This window comes from Polyangium jinanense, assembly GCF_028435265.1.
In the GTDB taxonomy this organism is placed as follows: Bacteria; Myxococcota_A; Polyangia; order Polyangiales; family Polyangiaceae; genus Polyangium; species Polyangium jinanense.
On sequence record NZ_JAGTJK010000100.1, the window covers coordinates 1 to 19724 of the forward strand.

Here is a 19724-nt window from a genome sequence, read left to right on the forward strand (position 1 = left end):
CTGCGCATCGCGCAGTTCTTCCACCCTCGGTCCAGGCCGTGCCTGGTCCGGGTCGAGGGGCGGACAGCCCCCGCGGGGTCCGGGGCAGCGCCCCGGCGAGGCGCCCCCGGATGCTGCCGTTTACAAGACAGCGCGGCCGATCGCGACGTGTGTGCGGAAATCGACACGTTTTGGAAGGCCAAACCAGCCGAACCCGGTGGGCTCGCCGTGCGGCTCGTCGAGGTACAGCAGCATGGTGCCATAACCGAAGCCGGAGAGCTTACGCCCCGCGCGCGTATCATCGCCGTGTGGAATCGACGTCGCGTCGGCGATACGGACCAGGTAGCGGTGGCCGGCCCGGTCGAGCCGCTGCGGCGGTGCGACCACGAAGGCGACATGCCCCGTATTCTGCGACATGACGGTGGCTGGTTTACGCCACGCGATGATGTCGCCGGGGCGGACGTCGGCCATACGCGCCACGCGCAGCCATGGGCCGCGCGAATGGTTTTTCGGCGCGGCAGTGATCACATCATGGTAGTCGCGGGCAACCGGGCGACCACGCCCGTTGTGCCGCATCACGGCGGCGTGGGCTGCAGGTGCCGCTCGGGAGAGCACCCACGCGGCCATGCCAGAGCAGTCGAACTCGTAGCGCCCCGCGCGCTCGTCGACACGCGTAACGTGTACGTAACGTGTGGTCCGTACGCGCTGCTCGATCCGGTGGATCACCTCCATCACCGGCTGCTTGGCGCGGGCGGGAGGGTGGGCGTTCTGGGCGAGAGCGGAGGAAGCTGCTGTCCCGGCCACTGCCGCGGCGAGCACTGCGATCGCGGCCAACGTACCTCGAACATTCATGGCGGGCGACGATAGTACCGCTCGGTCACACGGGTCACGTTTCTGGCAGTGGCTCGTCTGGCACGTCCTCGCGAACCCGCACATGAGTTACGATGGAGACCGACCGGGAGGCCATGGTGAACCACGACATCGCCCAGGAGCTGAACGAGCTATGCGGAACGCTCGCGGCGTCGCTCCGGCGGCCGTCGGGCCGGGTGGAAACGAGCTTCGGCTCCTTCGTGTGCGTCGATGCTCCACCGCACATCTCTGTGGTGCCGAGCAGCGGCCGGCCCGTGTTCGTACCGCGGCGGCTCGATCCGCTCTTCGTTCCGTCGAAGGCACTCATGGATGCGGTCACGCTCGATGCTGTCGACGATGCATCGGCGCCCCGCTCGGCCGAGGAGGAAGAGGCTACGAGGGGAGGCCAGACCGTTTCATGTCCCAAGCTTCACGCGCATCTCGTCGCCTCGCTCTCGAGCAGGAATGTCGTCAAGTTGTCCGGGCTCGGAGAACTTCGCATCGAGAAGAAGGGGGGAAAGCGACGCCTCTCGTTCAAGCCGAGCACGGTGCTCAAGGGCGCGTTGCGTGGAGAGCCCACGGAGCCCGTTCCCCTCGAGAGAAACCATCCCTTGGAGCTTCTGGTTGCTCGCGCCCTCGACCACGCGATGGCGGCCTCCGATCCGTCGGCGCAAACGTATCCGTTCGTGATGTATGAGGCCCCCGGTGTTTCCGATATCGCGCTCGTTCGGTTCCTCGAGCTCGAAGGCGAGTACGAGCGTCTCGTCGACCATGCGCGCGTGTTCGTCCGCACCCTCGACGCGGTTCGATACGCCCTTACCTACAACGCCGAGCTTCGGCGCAACTACGGCCTTCCGTACGATGCTGTGATCGTCGAAGTCGCGGAACGCGAAGACGCGTTTGCTCGCGTCCTCTCGCGTCGGTACGGCACGACCGGCGCCGGTCCGGTCCCGACGGACGTCGAGCTCATCGGCGCGACCGAGAACTTGCTCGCAGCGAACGTTCGATAGGGGTCTCATCGCGAGGCGTCGCGCCGGGGCGCTGCCCCGGGCCCCGCGGGGGCTGTTCGCCCCTCGACCCGAACCAGGGCAAGCCCTGGACCATTTGGGGAAGAACTGCGCGATGCGCAGTTCTTCCCACAGGCCCGTGGCAAGACCAGGAACGGCGTTGCCAGTCACGGCGGTCTTGGTTGGCAAGGTCGTCGCCGGTCTTGCCTCGGCCCGTTCGATGACCTGCGCATCGCGCAGGTCATCGACCCCGAGTCCAGCGCTTGCGCTGGTCCGGGTCCAGGGGCGGACAGCCCCGGTGGGGTCTGGGGCAAAGCCCCAGCGCAACGCCGCCGCCGCTCCCTCAGTGCGCCACGTGCCCGAACGCAAACGCGAGCATGTCGACCCCTTGCTCCACGCGGCTCTTCACCATATCGGCGCCGCCATGCCCCGCGTGCTTCTCCACGCGCATCAGCACCGGCTGATCCCCCGCCTGCGCCGCTTGCAAGGCCGCCGTCGTCTTCCACGCGTGCAGCGGATGCACGCGATCATCCGCGTCCGCCGATAGCATCAAGAATGCCGGGTACTTCGTCCCGGGCTTCACGTTGTGGTACGGCGAATACGCGAACAGCGCTTTGAACAGCGCCTCCTCCTTGGGGGAGCCATACTCGGCGACCCACGTCTTCCCGTCGCCGAACAGCGGGTAGCGGATCATGTCGAGCACCGGCACCGCGCACAGCACCGCGCTGAACAGGTCCGGCCGCTGGTTCGCCACCGCGCCCACGAGCAGCCCGCCGTTCGAGCCGCCGTATGCGACCAGCCGATCCGTCGACGTCAGCTTCTCCTTCACCAGCCACTCGGCTGCGGCGATGAAATCGTCGAACACGTTCTGCTTCTTCGTCAGCATCCCGCCGCGGTGCCATTCCTCGCCGTATTCCGCGCCGCCACGCAGATTCGGCACGGCAAGGCCGCCGCCATTCTCCAGCCACGTGTAGTACATCGGCGAGAACGCCGGCGTCTTGCTGATGTTGAAGCCGCCGTAGCCCGTCAGGAGGAACGGCGTCGTCCCGTTCTTCGGGGCGTCCTTCTTGCGGACGACGAACATCGAGACCTGCGTGCCGTCCTTCGACGGGTAGAAGACCTGCTCGATCGCGTACGGGGCCGGATCGACCGGCGCCTTGAGCGCGTACCAGAGCTTGCTCTCGCCCGTCTTCACGCTCGCCTCGAAGATCGACGTCGGATACGTGAACGACGTGAACACGTAGTGGGCGCGATCCTCGTCCGGCTCGCCGAAGAGACCACTCGTCGTGCCGATGCCCGGCATCTTGATCGCGTGCACCTTCTTGCCCGCCGTCGTCCAGACCTCGAGCTCGCTCGACGCCTTGCGCAGGTAGGTGAGCGCGAGGTGCCCGCCGACGATCTCCGCCGATTCGAGCACCGCGTCCTTCGATTCGGGCACGATCTCCTTCCACTGCTCACGGGCCGGTTTGGCCGGATCGATCGCGTACACGCGGCCGCGCGGCGAGCCTTCCGTGGTGCGGAGGTAAATCACGTCCTTGTGGGCGAAGGCGCTCATCGAGCCCTCGTAGCCCTTCACGAGATCGACCCACGCCGCGCCCTTCTTGCGCAGGTCGAGGAACTTGATCCCGTTCACGTTGCCGCCGTGCAGGACGTTCACCACGAGGAAATGGCCGTCCCGTGAGAGCTGCGCGTCGAGCTCGGTCTCGGGATCGCCGTTCTTCGGCAGCACGAGCGTGTCCGTGTCCGCCTTCTTGCCGAGCTGATGGAAGCGCACCTCGGAGTAGCCGGGCAGCTCGGAGGCCGGGATCTTCGGATCGACCGGGACCGACACGTAGTAAAAACCGTCGCTCTTCGGGGTCCAGAGCGGGACGGCGTACTCGGCGCCGGCGATCACGTCGATCGCGCTGTCCTTGCCCGTCGTCACGTCGCGCAGGCGCATCTGGCCCGCGTCCGCGTTGTTCGGGTGCACGATGTACGCGACCCATTTGCCGTCGTACGAGGGGACCCACGTGCCGAGCGAGGCCGAGCCATCGGCGCTGAGCGAGGCGACGTCGATCAAGACCTTCTGCTCACCCTTCTCGCCCTCGCGCCAGTAGATCGTCTTCTTCTCCTTGTCCGCGGGCTTGTGCGACCAGAACGAACGTTTCCCGCGCTGGATCGGCGGGCTCATGTATTCGAGGTACGAGAGGGCGCGGAGCTTCTCGGCGAACGCCTCGCGCTTCGGCATCTTCGCGAGCTCGGCGCGCGCGAGGTCATCCTGCGCCTTCACCCACGCTTGCACCTCGGGCGAACGTTCGTCCTCGAGCCACCGGTAAGGATCGGCGACCTTGACGCCGAAGAACGTGTCCGACGCGTCGATTTTCCGTGTCGCGGGGTAGGGGAACGCGGCCTTTTTCGCAGGCGCGTCGGGTTTGACCTCGGCGGTTTCCGTCGTCTTCGCGGGCGGGGGCGGGGGAGCGTCGCCACCTCCCTCGGGCGGGGCCGGAGGCGCGCCGGCGCAGGCGGCGAGGAGCACGGGCAGGACGGCGAGCGAGGAGGTGCGCGGGAGCTTCATCGGCGCGCATGATGCTCATGCGTCGTGAGGGTTTTCAAGGGCCCGATCCCGTGGCAGACTCGCTCCAGGTTTTCCGTCGAGGGAGGTGCTCGTGCGAACGTGGCTGTTTTCTCTCTTCGCGCTCGTGGTTCCTCTGGGGTGTGCGGCTCCGCCGAACTTCCCCTCGCAAGAGGAGCTTTACGACGAACCCCGGGATTACAATCGCTTCGCGGTCTTCAGCCAAGGACGCGAGGTGATAGGCGGCCAGGTGAACCCGGGCGGCGTGCTCGGGCTCGACGTGAACCTCGGCCGCTACACCGATCCGGACGATCACGCGCTCCGCGGGCGCGTCTACGGGCGACTCGTCGACATGCGCGTCGAGGGCGATCGCGTGAGCGGACTCGCGTCGTCGCTCCCGTTCGAGCTCACGGTCAAGCGCGAGCCGCGCTTGGTCACGGCGCGCGGGCTCGTCTACGGCAGGAACGTCGAGGTCGCGATGAGCGACGAGCGCGCGCACGTGGTGCTCGATCGTTGTGAGCTCGACCTCGGGCGCCGCGGGCAGGTGTACGTGGGGAAGAAGCGTTGTGACGGGCGCTGGCAGCCGGAGGAGGTCGAGCTCCAGGTCGGCCACGGGTTCGCCTCTTGGAGCGATGCCGAGCGCCTTTCCGCGCTCTCCCTGATGCTCTTCGTCGACTGATCGCGGTCCTTCACGATCGCCTTGACGAACGGCGCCTTCCGGGACTCTACTCTGCCCCGACCATGAAAGGCACTTCGCTCGTCTACAGCTCGCACGACCGATCCGACCTGATCCACGATCACTTCATCGTGCAGCGCGCGCTGCGCGGCGAGAACAACCGGCGGATCCTGTTCCTCCCGATGTCCGAGACCCCGCAGAACGGGAGCGAGTACGAACGTCAGGAGTTCGCCTGGGGCAACTTCCGCTACTTCTTCAGCTTCTACGATCGCTTCGGCCTCGAGTACCTGCCTTTCTACTGGAACAGCGGGCTGCGCGCCGAGGACGTCGAGACGTTCTGGCATTCCTTGTGGACGTCGGAGGTCGTGATCCTCGGCGGCGGTCACAGCGTGACGGGCCTGCACCGCTACAAGGAGCTCGGGGCGCGCTTCAGCGGCGAGCCCGGCAAGTTCGGGCGGATCCTGCACGAGCGCAAGGCGCGCGGCCTGCTCACGGTAGGCTTCTCGGCGGGCGCCGATCAGCTCTGCGAGCACATCTTCCGGCGCACGTACGACGACTACACGGACACGAAGGGTTTTGGCTTGGTGCGCAAGTCGATGATCACGCTGCACCATGACTCGAGCCGCAACGGCGACCTCTGGGACGCGGCCCGGCGCTTCGGGGACTACCGTGTCTTCGGGCTGCCGAACGACGCGGGCCTGAACGTCGACTGGGGCGTGCTCCCCTCGGGCAACATCTGGCAGATCTACGAGTTCGTCGTGGACCGGACGTGGGACATCCCGTCGGATCAGTTCCACATCCGCACGCGCCAAGGCGCGCTCATCGATCACTTCGATCCGTACGGCCGGCACTGGGCCTTCGACAACGGCGATCACCTCGTGCGGATCCAGTCGCCCGACGGCCGCTTCGACGAGTCGTGGATGACGGCGGGCGGCTCGCTCCTGCACTACGGGACGCGTGCGCCGAGCCGGTACTCGAGCATCTCGGAGATCCTCGCCTCGCATTGACCCGGACTGTCCTCTCGCTCCTCTGCGCGCTTGCGGCCGGCTGCGGCGGCCCGAAGGCCGAGGCCGTGCCCGACGCGGGCGCAGAGGCAGGAGCGGACGCGGACGCGGCAGCGGATGCAGCAGCGGACGCGGATGCGGCAGCGGTAGCCGCAGCGGCAGCAGCAGCGGACACGGACACCGAGCCGCCCCGCCTCGGATCGATCGGCGTCGCCACCGTCATCTACCAGGATCGCTCCCGAAAGCGCCGGATCGGCGACGTTCGTCCGGGGACGAGCGTCATCCTCCAGAGCGACGAGCCCGTGGAGGTGCCGCCTTCGCAGCTCGGCGGCTGCAAGAGCGGCCGCTTTTATCCCGTCGCGCCTCGCGGGTTCATCTGCGAGGACGAGACCATCACCCGCAACCTCGACGATCCCCGCTTCCGCGCGCTCGCGCTCGCCGCTCCGCGTGAAGGCCCGCGGCCCTACGACTACGCCTTTTCCACGCGGGCGCCGATGTACGGCCAGATCCCCACGTCGAGCGAGCAAGCCCGGACCGAGCGACGCCTGCGGCCCGTGGCGGATCTCGCCCGGGTCCGCCGCTCGATGGATGGGCACGAGGATCTCGCCGAGCTCACGCCGACCCCAGCGCGTGATCCCATTCCGGAGTTTCTGCTCGGCGAAAAGGAAGCACCCGTGCCCGCGGGACGGCGCGGCGGCCTCGTGCGCAAGGAGATTCCGCATGGATCCATGCTCTCCTTTTCGCATGCCTTCGCGGTGGAGGGACGCACGTTCCTGCTCTCGCCCGATCTGGCCCTCGTCCCCGCCGATCGCATGCGCCCCTTCCGCCCGAGCGTGTTCCACGGCGTTGCCATTGGCAGCACGAATTCATTGCCGATCGGCTGGTTCCGCAAGACGGCGCGGACGAAGTACAAGCGCGAGGAGAGCGGTGCGTTCGCCGCGACGGGCGAGACCTGGGCGCCGCGCACGTTCGTGCGGTTGTCGGGGAAATCGATCACGCACGACGGGGATCTGTTTTGGGAGACGCGCGAGCCCGGGCCGACGTATGCACGGGCGCGAGACATTTCGGTCGTCGCCGAGCCGGACGAGTGGCCTCGGATGGTGGGGGCCGACGAGAAATGGATCGACGTGTCGCTTTCGCGCGGGACGATGACGCTGTTCGAGGGGCGGCGCGCGGTGTATTCGACGCTGATGTCGCCGGGCGCGGGCGGGGTGACGGCGTCGCCGAAGGCGACCACGGAGGAGCTCGTCCGCGGGGCGTTCACACCGCTCGGGAGTTATCGCATTGCCGTGAAATACCGGGCGGCGCAGCTCACGGACGAGGCGACCCCGGATCCGTCGGCGTTCTGGATCGCCGACGTACCGTGGGTGCAATACTTCCGCAATCCGTTCGCGATCCACGCGGCCTACTGGCACGAGGATTTCGGCAGCCCGAAGAGTGGCGGCTGCATCAACCTCTCGCCCGAGGACGCGTCGATCGTGTTCGCCTGGACCGACCCGCCCGTCCCCGAGGGCTGGTCGAGCGCGGACGCGCGACCGAGCGAGCCGGGGACGTGGATCGTGATTCGGAAGTGAGGATGCGGCCGAGGGCGAGGGGCAGCCGTTCGTCCGGTGGCACGCGACCGCGCTCCGCGCGACTGGGTGGACCAGGTTGGGTTACAATCGAATGGAGTGCCCGACAGCGAGCTTGTCATGGCTCGAGCCCTGCCGTATCCATCTCAGATGACGACTGCTCTCGGCAGTCTGGTCGAGCCTGTACGCCTCGGGGAATGCGTGCGGACGGAGGGGAGGGAGCCTTCTCCAACCTCCCTCGTTGCCGTCGTCCAGGAGCTGTCGCTCGCGCGCGACATGCCGGCCATCATGGAGATCGTGCGAAAGGCGGCCAGGGAGCTCACCGGCGCCGACGGCGCGACGTTCGTCCTGCGCGACGGCGACCTCTGCTACTACGCGGAGGAGAACGCCATCGCCCCGCTCTGGAAAGGCCGGCGATTCCCGATGTCCGCGTGCATCAGCGGCTGGGCGATGCTCCACCGCGAGGCCGTCACCATCGAGGACATCTATGATGATCCCCGCATCCCCGTCGACGCTTATCGGCCGACGTTCGTGCAGAGCTTGTGCATGGTGCCCATCCGGACGAAGGCGCCCATCGGCGCAATCGGTAATTACTGGGCGTCTCGGCACCACGCGACGCCGCACGAGCTCGGGCTCCTCCAGGCGCTCGCCGATAGCACCTCGGTGTCGATGGAGAACGTCGCGATCTACGCCGAGCTGGAGAAGCGCGTCCAGGACCGGACGCGCGAGCTCGAAGCGAGGAGCCGCGAGCTCGCCGAGGAGCACGCGGCGCTTCTCGAGCTTCAGCGGCAGAAGGAGGAACTGAGCGCGCTCGTCGTGCACGATCTCAAGAGCCCCGCCGCCGCGATCGCGCTCGCGGCCTCGCTCCAGCTCCGGAGCGCCGACCTGAAGCCCGCGGATCGGCGCCGCTGGGGCGTCGTGTTCTCCTCCGCGGAGCGAATCATCCGCACGGCGGCCAACGTGCTCGACATCGCCCAGAGCCAGGACGGCAGGCTCGTGCCGCGCTACGCCGATGTCGAGCTCTGTGGGCTGCTCGCCGAGATCCGTGACGTCGTCTTGCCAATTGCCGAGAAACACGAGCAGACCATCGAGCTGTCTTGTGACGTGCCCGCGGGCGTGCTCCGGGCCGATCGGGATCTCCTCGGGCGCACGTTGCAGAACCTCGTCGACAATGCCCTTCGGTACAGCCCCTCGAAGAGCACGGTGCGCATCGAGGCGCGCGCGGACGCCGCGTGGGTGACGGTCGCCGTCTGCGACGAGGGCCCCGGGGTCCCGGCCGAGATGCGCGAACGCATTTTCGACCGGTACGTGCGGCTCGAAGGAAATGGCCGCAGCGGTTGGGGGCTCGGGCTCTCGTTCTGCAAATTGGCCGTCGAGGCGCACGGCGGGGCGAGCTGGATCGAGGACAACGTGCCGCGGGGGAGCCGATTCTGCTTCAGGCTCCCGACGGCTTTGGTCCAGGGCACGCTGATGACGTGAGGGGCGAGGCTCCTTTTGACCCGTGATGCCAAGCCGTCCCGGGACCCGATTGCAATGCGTCAGGGTTCGTACGCGCCGAGCGTGCACTTGGCTGGATTCCGGGGTTTGCCCCGCTGATCGGTGGTCGGGCAACCCGCGCCCGCGCCGATCGCCGGGCTTCCAGTTTGCGGCGCGATCGTCCGGGTCGGCCCGCCATTGCCTTCAAGGTCGCCGAGCAGCGGGTCGGCCCGGGTGATGCCCGGCGTGCAATCCATATCGTCTTTCTTGCCGTTCGGCCACTGGAGGTTGTTTTGCCCGGTGCCGGGCGGCTGGGCGTACGCGTTGCCGGTGCAATTGAGGGGCGTGTACTCGTTGTCTGCGTCGTTGCTGACAATCGTGTTGAGGACTTCGAGCTGCGTGACGTTGGAGATGCCCGAGGCGAACTGCGCGGCGTTTCCGGCGATCGTGCAGTTCGTCACCTTGCCAGTAGTATTGTCGCCGATGATGAGGCCGCCGCCGATGCCGCGCGTGGTGAAATCGGCGCGGGGGTAGGTCGTGTTGCCGGTGATGGTGACGTTCGTGAGGTCGGCAATCGCGGGGGTCGCGCCGTGGCCGAGGATCCAGAGGCCGGCGAAGGCTTCGGATTGGTTGTTGGCGATGGTCGACGCGGTCATCGTGACGTGCGTGCCCTGGATGTAGAGGCCGCCGGCGCTGCTCGACATTCCCTCGGCACCTTCGTGATCCTCGATGGAATTGCCCTCGAAGGTCGAGCGATCGATTGTCGTCGGCTCGGTCTCGTACCCCGTGCGGAAGAGCGCGCCGCCGAAGGCGCGGCCCTGGTTGTTCTGGACGACCACGCCGCAAAGCGAGAGCGTGCGGCCCTGGCCATCCATGCTGATCGCGCCGCCATTGCCGCCGCGGCCGGCCTGCTGGCCATTCGCATCGATGTAATTGGCGCCGTAGCCGGTGGCCGTGTTTCCCCACAACGTGCTGTTGACGATCACGATCGACGCGCCGAGCGCGCCGATGGCCCCGCCATTGGCGGCGCGATTGTTCGAGAAGTGGCCGAGGCTCACCGTGAGCGTGCCGCGGCCGATGCTGTAAATCGCGCCGCCCGCGACGTCCGGCCCCTCGAGCGCGGCCTCGTTGTCCAGAAAGCGGGTATCGATGACGTTGACGTTGCCGCCGACGTGGTAGATGGCGCCGCCGCCGCCGTCGATGTCGGTGCCGAGCGGGATGGCCGTGCCCGAGGCCTTGCCGTCCCGGAGCAGGAGGCGCTGCACGGTGAGGGTCGGGCTCGTGGCCTCGAAGTTTTTCGTGTCCATCTCGAAGATGCGATTCTTCTTGCCGCCGCTCAGCGTGACCACGTTGCCGCCGTCGATGACGGTATCGTCGAAGATCTGTTTGGCCGAGCTCAGGGTGATGGTGACCGGATCGGGGCCACAATCGAAGACGATGACGCCGCCGCCCGCGAGCGCGGCGTCGAGCGCCGCTTCGGTGCAGCTCTCGGGCGTGCCCGTGCCGACGACCGCGGTGGGGCTCGAGATGTCGGCGTGCGGGATCGGCGCATCGCAGATGAACGGGGCCTCGCCGCTGCCGCCACCGCCGCCGTTGCCGCCATCGCCGCCGCTGCCGGCGCTGCCGCCGTTGCCGCTGCCGGCGCTGCCGGCGTTGCCACCACTTCCGTTTTCGCCGCCATTGCCTCCGCAGGCGAGGAACGTGGTGCAGGTGAGCGTGACGAGGGCGAGGGACGAAAAGAAAGATCGCATGGAGGACCTCCGCGGTTACCGTCCATCCTTACGCGAGTCGCGCGGTAATATGAAGACGTTCGCACGATCGATGCGAGCCAACGCTACCGCGCGTGGTATGAAGCGCCCGTGAACGCCCACGCTGCCGCACGCCGGCTCTTCGTTCGTGCAACGTTCGTCGTCTCGTCGATTCTCGCGGCCTCGTGCGGCGAGGGCGCGAAGCCCCCGGAGGTGCCGGCGGCCGCGTCTTCGTCCGCCGCGCCGCCCGCGCTCGCGCGCGTGCCCGCGACGTGGCGCTTCGATCTGAAGGCCGCGCCCGCGTCGGGGCGGGACGGCATGGTCACGAGCGACGCGGCGGATGCGACGCGCGTGGGCGTGGAGATCCTCAAGAAGGGCGGGAGCGCGGTCGACGCGGCGGTGGGCGTGGCGTTCGCGCTCGCCGTGGTGTTTCCGGCGGCGGGAAATGTCGGCGGCGGTGGATTCATGGTCGTGCGGCCGGAGAAGGGGGAGGTGCGCGCACTCGATTTCCGCGAGACCGCGCCAGCGAAAGCGACGCGGGAGATGTTCTTCGGGAAAAACGACGCGTCGCTCGTCGGTCACCTCGCCGCCGGGGTGCCGGGCGCGGTGGCCGGGCTTTGGGAGGCGCATCGTACCTATGGCAAGCTCCCGTGGAAGGATCTGGTGGCGCCTGCGATCCGGCTCGCCGAGGAGGGGTTCGTCGTGGACGAGGGGCTCGCCGAGATCGTCCGGGATCGCGCGGCGGATCTTGCGAGGTTTCCGGCGTCGGCGGCGATGTTCTTGCCGGGGGGAAAGCCGCTCGGCGTGGGGGCAGTCCTGAAAAACCCGGAGCTCGCGCGGGTGCTTTCACGTATCGCGGAGCGCGGGGCGCCAGGGTTTTACGAGGGGGAGACGGCAAAACTGCTCGTCGAGGAAATGAAGGCGGGCGGGGGAATCGTGACGGCGGAGGATCTCGCGGCATATCGGCCGGTCTGGCGGACGCCGGTGGAGATGGGCTATCGCGGGCACAAGCTGTTTGCGATGCCGCCGCCCTCGTCCGGCGGGCTCGTGCTCGCATTCATGCTCGGCGTGCTCGAAGGCTACGATCTCGGGAAGATGGGATTTCTTTCGCCCGAGGCGCTGCACACCACGGTGGAGACGTCCCGTCGTGCGTTCGCGAAGAGGAATTATTTCCTGGGGGATCCCGCGTTCGTGTCGATTCCCACGGGCGAATTCCTCTCGGCCGAGGCCATCAAAGAGGCGCGCGCGTCGATCGATCCGGCCCACGCGACGCCTTCCTCCGAGGTCGGTCCCGGGCGCGGAGGCGCAAACGAGAAAAAACACACGACCCATTTCTCGATCGTGGATCGCAACGGCGCAGCCGTGGCGCTGACCACGACGATCAACACGTCGCTCGGGGCAGCCGTGGTCGTGCGGGGCGGCGGTTTTCTCCTGAACAACGAGATGGACGATTTCGCGACCGAGCCCGGAAAGCCAAACGTCTTCGGCCTCGTGCAGGGAGAGGCGAATGCGGTCGCGCCCGGCAAGCGGATGCTGTCATCGATGACGCCGACGATCGTGGTCGGGCCGGACGGCGCCGTGCAAATCGTGACAGGCGCGGCCGGCGGGCCGACGATCATCTCGGCCGCGCTCGCGGTCATCACGAACGTGCTCGATCACGGAATGGGCGCGACCGCGGCAGTAGGCGCACCGCGGGTGCATCATCAGCATTTGCCAGATCAAATTTTCATGGAGGAAGGCGGAGTCCCGGAGGACGTGCTGCGGGCACTCGGCGCGCGCGGGCACAAGTTCGAGGCCTGGGACGCAATCGCGGACGCACCGTCGATCGTGCGAGGGCCAGGCGGCGTATGGGCAGGCGCGGCGGAGCCGCGTAACAAGAGCGGGCTCGCGCTCGGGCTTTGATGGCGTAGCGCCGGGGTTTCACCCCGGACCCCGACCAGGGGTTGTCCACCCCTGGACCCGGACCAGCGCAAGCGCTGGACTCGGGGTCGATGAACTGCGCGATGCGCAGTTCATCGAACAGGCCATGTTGGAAGAACTGCGCATCGCGCAGTTTTTCCACCTGAGGTCCAGGGCTTGCCCTGGTCCGGGTCGAGGGGCGGACAGCCCCCGTGGGGTCCGGGGCAACGCCCCGGCGCGCCCGCTTCAGTCGACGAACCCCTCGGTCGCGATCTTGAACCATGACCGCGTCGGGGCCTTCTGCTCACGCGTGACGAAATCGCCGATCTTTGCGAGCACGGTGGCCGTGCGGTGGCCCTCCATCTGCTTCGGGTGCTTTTGGCCCTGGTCGAGGTAGCACCGCAAGAAGAGCGCGTCGTCCGTGCGCGGGAGGGCGGCGACGTTGCGGATCCATTTCGTCCAGACCGGCGGCTCGAGCAGGTATTGCTCGACGTTCGACACGTAAAACGTGCTCACGCGGAGATCGTTTTTCTGGAGGAACGCGGCGATGGCGGGGAATGCTCCGTCGCCTGCGAAATCGCCGACGACGGGGACCACGCGACCCTCGCGCTCCATCGCCTGAACGAACCGGAAGGCCTCGTTCGTCGCGAGGAAGCCGCGCTTCTTGCCCGCCGGGTCCGCCGCGCCGAGCAGCTCGCGCAGCGAGGGGTATTTGCGGCCGGAGTTTTCTTTGAGCTCGAACCGGAGATCGATCTGTTTGTCGAAAAAGACCTGCGTCATCCGCGCGAGCGAGCGCTTGTCCTTGTCCGTGAGCGTGATGCCGTATGCCTCCTGCATGCGCTTCATGGCCCGATCGACGGTCGTGGCGAAGAGCTTCGGATCGGGGGCTTTCGTCTCGGCGTGCTTCAGGACGGCATCGACATCGGCGTCCGCGGGCGGGGCTGTGGCCGCGTCGTAGGGCCGGCCGACGAGCAGCGCGAGGAAATGGGAGCGGCTCTCGGCCTCCTCGAAGAGGAATCGATAATAAAGGTGCTGGAGGAGGTTGTCGCGGCGGATGTCGACGATGAACGCGAGGCGCGGGCGGGTGAGCGCGAGATACGTAAAATTCTGCTCGGGCCCGACGCCGATGTAGACGCCCCCCGCGGGCCGTGCCGCGAGCGCGTCGGCGGTCTGGAGATACGAGGTCTCGTTCGAGATGAGGTTGTCCGAAATGAAGTCGCCCCCCGGCTCGGAGAGGGAGCGAACGAGCTCACCGAAGGGGCCGTACGCGGGAGCTGCGGGCGCGGAGGCCGGGACGACGGCGGAGGCGAAGGCGCGCGCGGAAGCGGTGGCGGACGGGGCTGCGGAAGCGGGCGTGGAGGCGGCGGGTTCGTGCTTGGGCGGGTCGCACGCGGTGGCGAGGAGAAGGGCGAGGAGCGGGGCGAGGCGGGGGAGCAGGCGGGGGGTCTTGGGGGCCATGGCGGACCGGGAACGCCTCGGCGGGCGGGCGTCGTCCAGGGCGTCGAGGGTCCGATGGAAACGCGCAGGATGTCAAGGCGTGGAGGGGCGGTCGTGCTGTGGATCTTGGCCGCGTGCCCACATTGTGCCATGGATGCCAGTGCTGCCATGAAGAAGCCCCGACGCCGCCGCTTCTCGATGATCCGTGACTTTCAAGTCGCGGATTTCTTGACCCTCGGCAATGGATTTGCCGGCACCGGGTCGATGCTGGCGACGATGAAGTACGTGGCCTCGGGCGACGTGACGTTCCTGAGGCTCGCGTTCGGCCTGCTTCCGGTCGCGCTGTTCTGTGATTTCCTCGACGGGCGCGTGGCGCGGGCGCGGCGCGAGGTGTCGATGCTCGGGCAAGAGCTCGACTCGCTCGCGGATCTCGTGTCGTTCGGGGTGGCCCCGGCCGCGCTCGCGTTCGGGCTCGGGATGCGCGGGGGCTGGGACGCGATCGCGCTCGTGTATTTCGTGGCTTGCGGGATCAGCCGGCTCGCGCGGTACAACGCGACGGCGAGCCAGCTCGCCGACGAGGGCGGGAAGGTGAAGTATTACGAGGGGACGCCGATCCCGACGAGCCTCGTGCTCGTGGCGCTCTTCGGCGCGCTCGCGGCGAACGGGCGCATCGGCGCCGCGCTGCCGGGCGGGGCGATCGAGCTCGGGCCGTGGGAGCTGCATCCGCTCGTTTTGCTGTTCGTGGTGAGCGGGAGCGCGATGATATCGAAGACGCTCCGCATTCCGAAGCCCTGAACCCGTGATGCCCGATCAGCTGTTCAGGGACAAGTTTTCAGCGCACGAATCCGGGACAAGTTTTCAGCGATAGAATCTGTCCCGAACTTCTTCGTTCGAAAGTTTTGCCGAGCTCGATCCCCCATTGTAATTGCTGGGGTATCCACATGCTCGAGCGCGCGATTCGAACGCTCCCCACCCCGGCCCCAGTTCCCCTTCCGTCCGCCCGCCCCGGGCCCCTCAAGGCCCGCGGAAAGCCGCGTCCGGACATTCGTGAAATCGAGCCGGGGACGGCAAAACCCTTCATCAAGTGGGTGGGCGGAAAACGGCAGCTCCTCCACGAGCTCGATCCGCGCATTCCGTCGCGCTTCAATACGTACCACGAGCCCTTCGTCGGGGGCGGCGCGCTCTTTTTCCACCTCATGCCCGAGCGCGCCGAGCTCAGCGATACGAACGAGCGGCTCGTGCGCACGTACATCGGCGTGCGCGACGCCGTCGAGGACGTCATCGATCTGCTCGCGTCGTATCCCCACGATCGCGATTTCTTCATGAAGCTGCGCTCGAGCGACATCGACACGAAGACCGATGTGGAGGTGGCCGCCTGGTTCATTTATCTGAACCGCACGGGGTTCAACGGGCTTTACCGGGTGAACCGGCAAAACCAGTACAACGTGCCGTTCGGCGATTACCAGAACCCCACGATCTGCGACGCGGAGAACCTGCGCGCCTGCTCGCGGGCCCTGAAGCACGCCTCGATCCGGGTCGCCTCGTTCGAGGACGTCGCCGCGCGGGCGCGGCCGGGGGATTTCGTGTACTTCGATCCGCCCTACGTGCCGCTGTCGGCGTCGTCGAGCTTCACGTCGTACACGAGCGGCGGGTTCGGGATGCGCGAGCAGCAGAGGCTCCGGGACGTGGCGCGCGAGCTCAAGGAGCGCGGCGTGCGGGTGCTCCTGTCGAATTCGTCCGCGCCCGAGGTGTATTCGCTCTACGGGGACGGCTTCGAGCTCGCCGCCGTGGGGGCGTCACGCGCCATAAACTGCAAGGCCGCGGGGCGCGGACGGATTCAAGAGCTCATCATCCGGTGAAACGGCCGCGAGCGTCTCTTCGGAGGGCTCCCGGTCGCGGATCACGCGTCCGATGAACCGCGCATGCGCGCCGTTCTCCCGCACCACCGTCCAGGCACCCTCGTGCTTTCTGCGTCCCAGTGGGAAACGATCGAGGCGCTCCGCGAAGGCGCGCCGGTGACCGACGAGGCGCTCGACGCCCTGTATCCCGCAGACATTCGCGAGCTCTCGTCACGGTTCTGGACGCCCGTGTCCGTCGCGGTGCGCGCGGCCAAGCTCTGCGCGCAGGAGGGGCGGGCGCGCGTGCTCGACGTGGGCGCGGGCGTGGGGAAATTTTGTCTCGTCGGCGCGCTCGTCACGGAGAGCATTTTCGTGGGCATCGAGCACAGGCGGCCGCTCGTGGACGTGGGCCGCGAGGTGATCGCCGCCGTGGGCGCGAGGAACGCGCGGCTCGTGCACGGGACGATCGAGGACATCGATTTTTCGTATTTCGACGCGCTCTACTTTTACAACCCGTTCGAGGAGAACCTGGTCGCGCCGTCGTGGCAGATGGACGGCGAGGTGTCGCTGTCGTTGGAGCGGTTCCAGGAGGACGTGACGCGGATCGAGGCCGCGCTGGAAGCCGCGCCGACCGGGATGCGGGTCGTGACGTACCAGGGGTTTGGCGGGAAGATGCCGCACGATTACGAGATCGTGGAGGAGGACCCCGAAGGCGCGCCGCACCTCAAGCTGTGGGTGAAGCAGGAGCACCGGCCCCACCGGATTCCGCAGGGGATGCGGCGATAGAGGGGTTTCAGCGGCTCCAGAACGTGACGACGTCGTCCGGGGTTTCGCGGTTTTTCAGGACGGACAGCGTGTCTCCGTCATACCCGAGCACGAGCGGCAGGCCGCGGCTGCAATGGCGCGACCACATGCCGAGCGTGTAGGCGCCGATGTCGTGGATGACGACGAAATCCCCGGGATCGATGCAGGGGAGGGCGAGGCCCTTGGCGAGGACGTCGCCCGAGAAGCAAAGTGGGCCGACGATGGTGACGGGCTCCGTCGGACCGGCCTTGGGTCGCCCGTCCGCGTCGAGGACCGCGATCTCGTGGTACCACTCGTCCGGGCGATAGGCGCGGCGGACCAGGAGGTCGGCGCCGAGGTGGATCACGGCGAGGCGCTCGTCGCCGGCCTGCTTGACGTATTCGACGCGGCTCGCCGCCCAGCCAGCCGTTGCATGGATCGCCCGGCCAAACTCTGTGACGAGTCCCAGATCGCCGGTAAAGAGCCCCGGTATTTTCGTTTTTAATGCGTCGACATAAGCGGAGAGCGGGATCGGCACGTCGTCGGGGCGGTAGGCGACGGGCAGGCCGCCGCCGAGATCGAAGGTTTGGATGCGGCCCGCGCCGACGCGGCGCTCGATGTCCTCGCGGAGCGAATGAACCCGAGCAACACCCTCGACGAGCGTTTCGAGCGGCATGCCCTGCGAGCCCACGTGCACGTGCAGCGCGGACAGGAACGGGTGCGCCTCGAACGCGGCAAGGATCTCGTCCCGACGCTCGATCGGGATGCCGAACTTGGAGGAGCGCGTCGCGACGCTGGTGAGCGCGATGGAGCCGCCACCAACCTGGGGATTGACGCGGAGGCCGATGGGCGGCGGTCGGGTGTTTCCGAGCGCCGACGCGACCCGATCGAGCTCGTCGAAATTGTCGACGTTGAGATGCACGCCGAGCGCGAGGGCCGAGGCGATCTCGTCGCGGGTCTTCGCGGGAGAGTCGAAGACGATGCGCGAAGCGGGGCAACCAGCCGCGATCGCGAGGCGGACTTCCTCGAAGGAGGCAGCTTCGAGGCCCGCGCCCGCGTTGACGAGCGCGCGGAGGATCTCGACGACAGGGTTCGCCTTGACCGCGACGGCGTGCAACGTGCCCGCGGGGAAACGCGTTTCGAGCTCGACAAAGCGCGCGCGGACGCGGCCGAGGTCGTGGAAGAGGGCGGCTGACGTGCCCTCGCGGAAGAAGCCCTCGGCGAGGGCGCGCCGGAGCACGGTGGAGGCGTCGTCCAGGCGGGTACGCTCGATCCAGCGACTCATCGGGCTCGTGGTAGCCGTGGGGCCCACCACGTCAAGCGGCGCTTGCCGGTTGCAGGGAGGACGCGGGCACTGTATCGACCGACCATGACCGCTCTGCCCGAAGGGTTCCTCGCCGCCGTCGCCCGCGATTTCCCAGCCGATTTCCTCTCCGTCGACCCTTCCGACCTGGCCACCTTCGGTCGCGACTGGACGAAGGTGCACGAGCCGCGTCCCGCCGCCGTGGCGTTGCCTCGCTCGACAGACGAGGTGTCGCGTTTGCTCAAGCTCTGCACGGCGTTTCAAGTGCCGATCGTGCCCTCGGGCGGGCGGACGGGGCTCGCGGCGGGCGCGGTGGCAGCGCAGGGCGAGGTCGTGGTGTCGCTGTCGCGCATGCGGCGGATGAACTCGGTGGACGTGCTCGGCGGGACGGTGCGCGTGCAAGCCGGCGCAGTGACGGAGGAGGTGCACCGGCACGTGGGCGAGCATGGGTTGACGTGGCCCGTGGATTTCGCGTCGAAGGGATCGAGCCAGGTGGGCGGGAACATCGCGACGAACGCGGGCGGCGTGAAGGTGATCCGCTACGGGCTGACGCGGCAGTGGGTGCTCGGGCTCGAGGTGGTGCTCGCGAGCGGCGAGGTGCTCGAGCTCGGCGGCGCGCTGGAAAAGAACAACACGGGGATCGATCTGCGGCAGCTCTTCATCGGGAGCGAGGGGACGCTCGGGATCATCACGGAGGCGACGCTCAAGCTGACGCGGCTGCCGGGCAAGCTCGACGTGCTCTTGTTCGCCGTGCCAAACCTCGCGGGCGTGCTCGCGCTGTTCAAGGAGGCGCGCACGGGTCCCTTCGTGATCACGGCATACGAGTTTTTCACGGAAAAATGCATGGCGCGTGTGCGGCGGCACCGGAGCGTGCGCGAGCCACTCGCGGCGCCGAGCGAGTATTACGTGCTGCTCGAAGTGGAGCGGGCCGAGCCGGAAGCGCTCGAAGCGTGGATCGGGTCGCTGTTCGAGCGAGGCGTGGTGACGGACGGGACACTCGCGCAACACGCAGGCGAGGCGGCCGCGATCTGGGCGCTACGCGAGGGGATCAGCGAGAGCCTGAGCGCGACGGGGATGCCCCACAAGAACGACATCGCACTGCCGATCCAGGAGCTCGAAGGCTTCTGCGCAGAGCTCGAGAGCGTGTTCGATGCGCGTTATCCAGGCTGGGAGATCGCGCTGTTCGGGCACATCGGCGACGGCAACCTGCACGTGAACGTGATGAAGCCCGACGCGATGGAGAAAGCGGCATTCCTCGCGCGCACGCACGAGGCCGATCACACGATGTTCGAGCTCGTCCGGAAATACCGGGGCTCCATCTCGGCGGAGCACGGGATCGGTCTCCTCAAGAAGGATTACCTCGGCTATTCACGATCCGGGACCGAGATCGAGATCATGCGCGCGATCAAACGCGTGCTCGATCCGCTGGGGATCATGAATCCAGGGAAGGTATTTTAGCCTCTCGTCGGGGGCCGATTCGCTGGGGCTTTGCCCCAGGCCCCACCGGGGCTATCCGCCCCTGGACCCGGACCAGCGCAAGCGCTGGACCCGGGGTCGATGAACTGCGCGATGCGCAGTTCATCGAACAGGCCGAGTCAAGACC

Annotated in this window: 15 protein-coding genes; 10 read left to right on the forward strand and 5 right to left on the reverse strand. The window is 67.6% G+C overall.

Translation table 11 applies throughout. The features are described 5' to 3' along the window. Window positions 1-120: 120 nt before the first annotated feature. Window positions 121-831, reverse strand: coding sequence for a hypothetical protein (locus tag KEG38_RS52960; protein WP_272428649.1), 711 nt, complete (start codon window positions 829-831; stop codon window positions 121-123). A gap of 92 nt (window positions 832-923) precedes the next feature. Between KEG38_RS52960 and KEG38_RS52965 the strand changes: the two genes are divergently transcribed. After that, complete coding sequence (locus tag KEG38_RS52965) at window positions 924-1838, forward strand: HU family DNA-binding protein (RefSeq protein WP_272428651.1); 915 nt, start codon at window positions 924-926, stop codon at window positions 1836-1838. Window positions 1839-2178: 340 nt separating this feature from the next. On the opposite strand, the gene KEG38_RS52970 is transcribed toward KEG38_RS52965, so the two are convergent. Then, the gene (locus KEG38_RS52970) at window positions 2179-4389 is read right to left on the reverse strand and encodes a prolyl oligopeptidase family serine peptidase (protein ID WP_272428652.1); all 2211 of its coding nucleotides are present in this window, start codon (window positions 4387-4389) and stop codon (window positions 2179-2181) included. Between the two features lie 91 nt (window positions 4390-4480). Here KEG38_RS52970 and KEG38_RS52975 point away from each other — a divergent pair, with 91 nt between their 5' ends. The 4 genes from KEG38_RS52975 (at window position 4481) to KEG38_RS52990 (ending at window position 9116) form a co-directional block, all read left to right on the forward strand. Then, a complete protein-coding gene (locus tag KEG38_RS52975; protein WP_272428653.1) occupies window positions 4481-5065 on the forward strand; it encodes a hypothetical protein in 585 nt (194 codons plus the stop codon). A gap of 62 nt (window positions 5066-5127) precedes the next feature. Continuing rightward, window positions 5128-6069, forward strand: coding sequence for a type 1 glutamine amidotransferase family protein (locus KEG38_RS52980; RefSeq protein ID WP_272428655.1), 942 nt, complete (start codon window positions 5128-5130; stop codon window positions 6067-6069). After that, window positions 6066-7640: a L,D-transpeptidase gene (locus tag KEG38_RS52985; protein WP_272428657.1), complete on the forward strand. Its 1575-nt coding sequence runs from the start codon at window positions 6066-6068 to the stop codon at window positions 7638-7640. The genes KEG38_RS52980 and KEG38_RS52985 overlap by 4 nt, the downstream gene beginning before the upstream one ends. 147 nt (window positions 7641-7787) lie before the next feature. Next, window positions 7788-9116, forward strand: a complete 1329-nt coding sequence (locus KEG38_RS52990) for a GAF domain-containing sensor histidine kinase (RefSeq protein ID WP_272428658.1) — start codon at window positions 7788-7790, stop codon at window positions 9114-9116. Window positions 9117-9175: 59 nt separating this feature from the next. On the opposite strand, the gene KEG38_RS52995 is transcribed toward KEG38_RS52990, so the two are convergent. Continuing rightward, a complete protein-coding gene (locus tag KEG38_RS52995; RefSeq protein WP_272428660.1) occupies window positions 9176-10864 on the reverse strand; it encodes a choice-of-anchor Q domain-containing protein in 1689 nt (562 codons plus the stop codon). A 108-nt stretch (window positions 10865-10972) separates the two neighbouring features. Here KEG38_RS52995 and ggt point away from each other — a divergent pair, with 108 nt between their 5' ends. After that, entirely contained in the window at window positions 10973-12763 is a 1791-nt protein-coding gene (gene ggt / locus KEG38_RS53000; RefSeq protein WP_272428662.1) for a gamma-glutamyltransferase, read from the forward strand. 243 nt (window positions 12764-13006) lie between these two features. On the opposite strand, the gene KEG38_RS53005 is transcribed toward ggt, so the two are convergent. Then, a complete protein-coding gene (locus KEG38_RS53005; RefSeq protein ID WP_272428663.1) occupies window positions 13007-14218 on the reverse strand; it encodes an LIC_10091 family protein in 1212 nt (403 codons plus the stop codon). A 147-nt stretch (window positions 14219-14365) separates the two neighbouring features. On the opposite strand from KEG38_RS53005, the gene KEG38_RS53010 reads away from it, so the two are divergent. The 3 genes from KEG38_RS53010 to KEG38_RS53020 all read left to right on the forward strand — a co-directional run bounded on the left by KEG38_RS53010 (window position 14366) and on the right by KEG38_RS53020 (window position 16821). Next, entirely contained in the window at window positions 14366-14992 is a 627-nt protein-coding gene (locus KEG38_RS53010; RefSeq protein WP_272428665.1) for a CDP-alcohol phosphatidyltransferase family protein, read from the forward strand. Window positions 14993-15138: 146 nt separating this feature from the next. Continuing rightward, entirely contained in the window at window positions 15139-16056 is a 918-nt protein-coding gene (locus tag KEG38_RS53015; RefSeq protein WP_272428667.1) for a DNA adenine methylase, read from the forward strand. A 63-nt stretch (window positions 16057-16119) separates the two neighbouring features. Then, on the forward strand, window positions 16120-16821 hold the full coding sequence (locus KEG38_RS53020) for a class I SAM-dependent methyltransferase (protein WP_272428668.1): 702 nt from the start codon (window positions 16120-16122) through the stop codon (window positions 16819-16821). Between the two features lie 7 nt (window positions 16822-16828). Here KEG38_RS53020 and KEG38_RS53025 read toward each other — a convergent pair whose 3' ends face one another. Further along, complete coding sequence (locus KEG38_RS53025) at window positions 16829-18103, reverse strand: type III PLP-dependent enzyme domain-containing protein (protein ID WP_272428670.1); 1275 nt, start codon at window positions 18101-18103, stop codon at window positions 16829-16831. An 84-nt stretch (window positions 18104-18187) separates the two neighbouring features. Here KEG38_RS53025 and KEG38_RS53030 point away from each other — a divergent pair, with 84 nt between their 5' ends. Further along, a complete protein-coding gene (locus KEG38_RS53030) occupies window positions 18188-19579 on the forward strand; it encodes an FAD-binding oxidoreductase (RefSeq protein WP_272428672.1) in 1392 nt (463 codons plus the stop codon). Window positions 19580-19724 lie beyond the last annotated feature (145 nt).

Coding starts and splice junctions, on each gene's coding strand:
- KEG38_RS52960 (WP_272428649.1), bottom strand. CDS start 831: ATGAATGTTCGAGGTACGTTGGCCGCGATCGCAGTGCTCGCCGCGGCA.
- KEG38_RS52965 (WP_272428651.1), top strand. CDS start 924: ATGGAGACCGACCGGGAGGCCATGGTGAACCACGACATCGCCCAGGAG.
- KEG38_RS52970 (WP_272428652.1), bottom strand. CDS start 4,389: ATGAAGCTCCCGCGCACCTCCTCGCTCGCCGTCCTGCCCGTGCTCCTC.
- KEG38_RS52980 (WP_272428655.1), top strand. CDS start 5,128: ATGAAAGGCACTTCGCTCGTCTACAGCTCGCACGACCGATCCGACCTG.
- KEG38_RS52990 (WP_272428658.1), top strand. CDS start 7,788: ATGACGACTGCTCTCGGCAGTCTGGTCGAGCCTGTACGCCTCGGGGAA.
- KEG38_RS52995 (WP_272428660.1), bottom strand. CDS start 10,864: ATGCGATCTTTCTTTTCGTCCCTCGCCCTCGTCACGCTCACCTGCACC.
- KEG38_RS53005 (WP_272428663.1), bottom strand. CDS start 14,218: ATGGCCCCCAAGACCCCCCGCCTGCTCCCCCGCCTCGCCCCGCTCCTC.
- KEG38_RS53010 (WP_272428665.1), top strand. CDS start 14,366: ATGAAGAAGCCCCGACGCCGCCGCTTCTCGATGATCCGTGACTTTCAA.
- KEG38_RS53015 (WP_272428667.1), top strand. CDS start 15,139: ATGCTCGAGCGCGCGATTCGAACGCTCCCCACCCCGGCCCCAGTTCCC.
- KEG38_RS53020 (WP_272428668.1), top strand. CDS start 16,120: ATGCGCGCCGTTCTCCCGCACCACCGTCCAGGCACCCTCGTGCTTTCT.
- KEG38_RS53025 (WP_272428670.1), bottom strand. CDS start 18,103: ATGAGTCGCTGGATCGAGCGTACCCGCCTGGACGACGCCTCCACCGTG.
- KEG38_RS53030 (WP_272428672.1), top strand. CDS start 18,188: ATGACCGCTCTGCCCGAAGGGTTCCTCGCCGCCGTCGCCCGCGATTTC.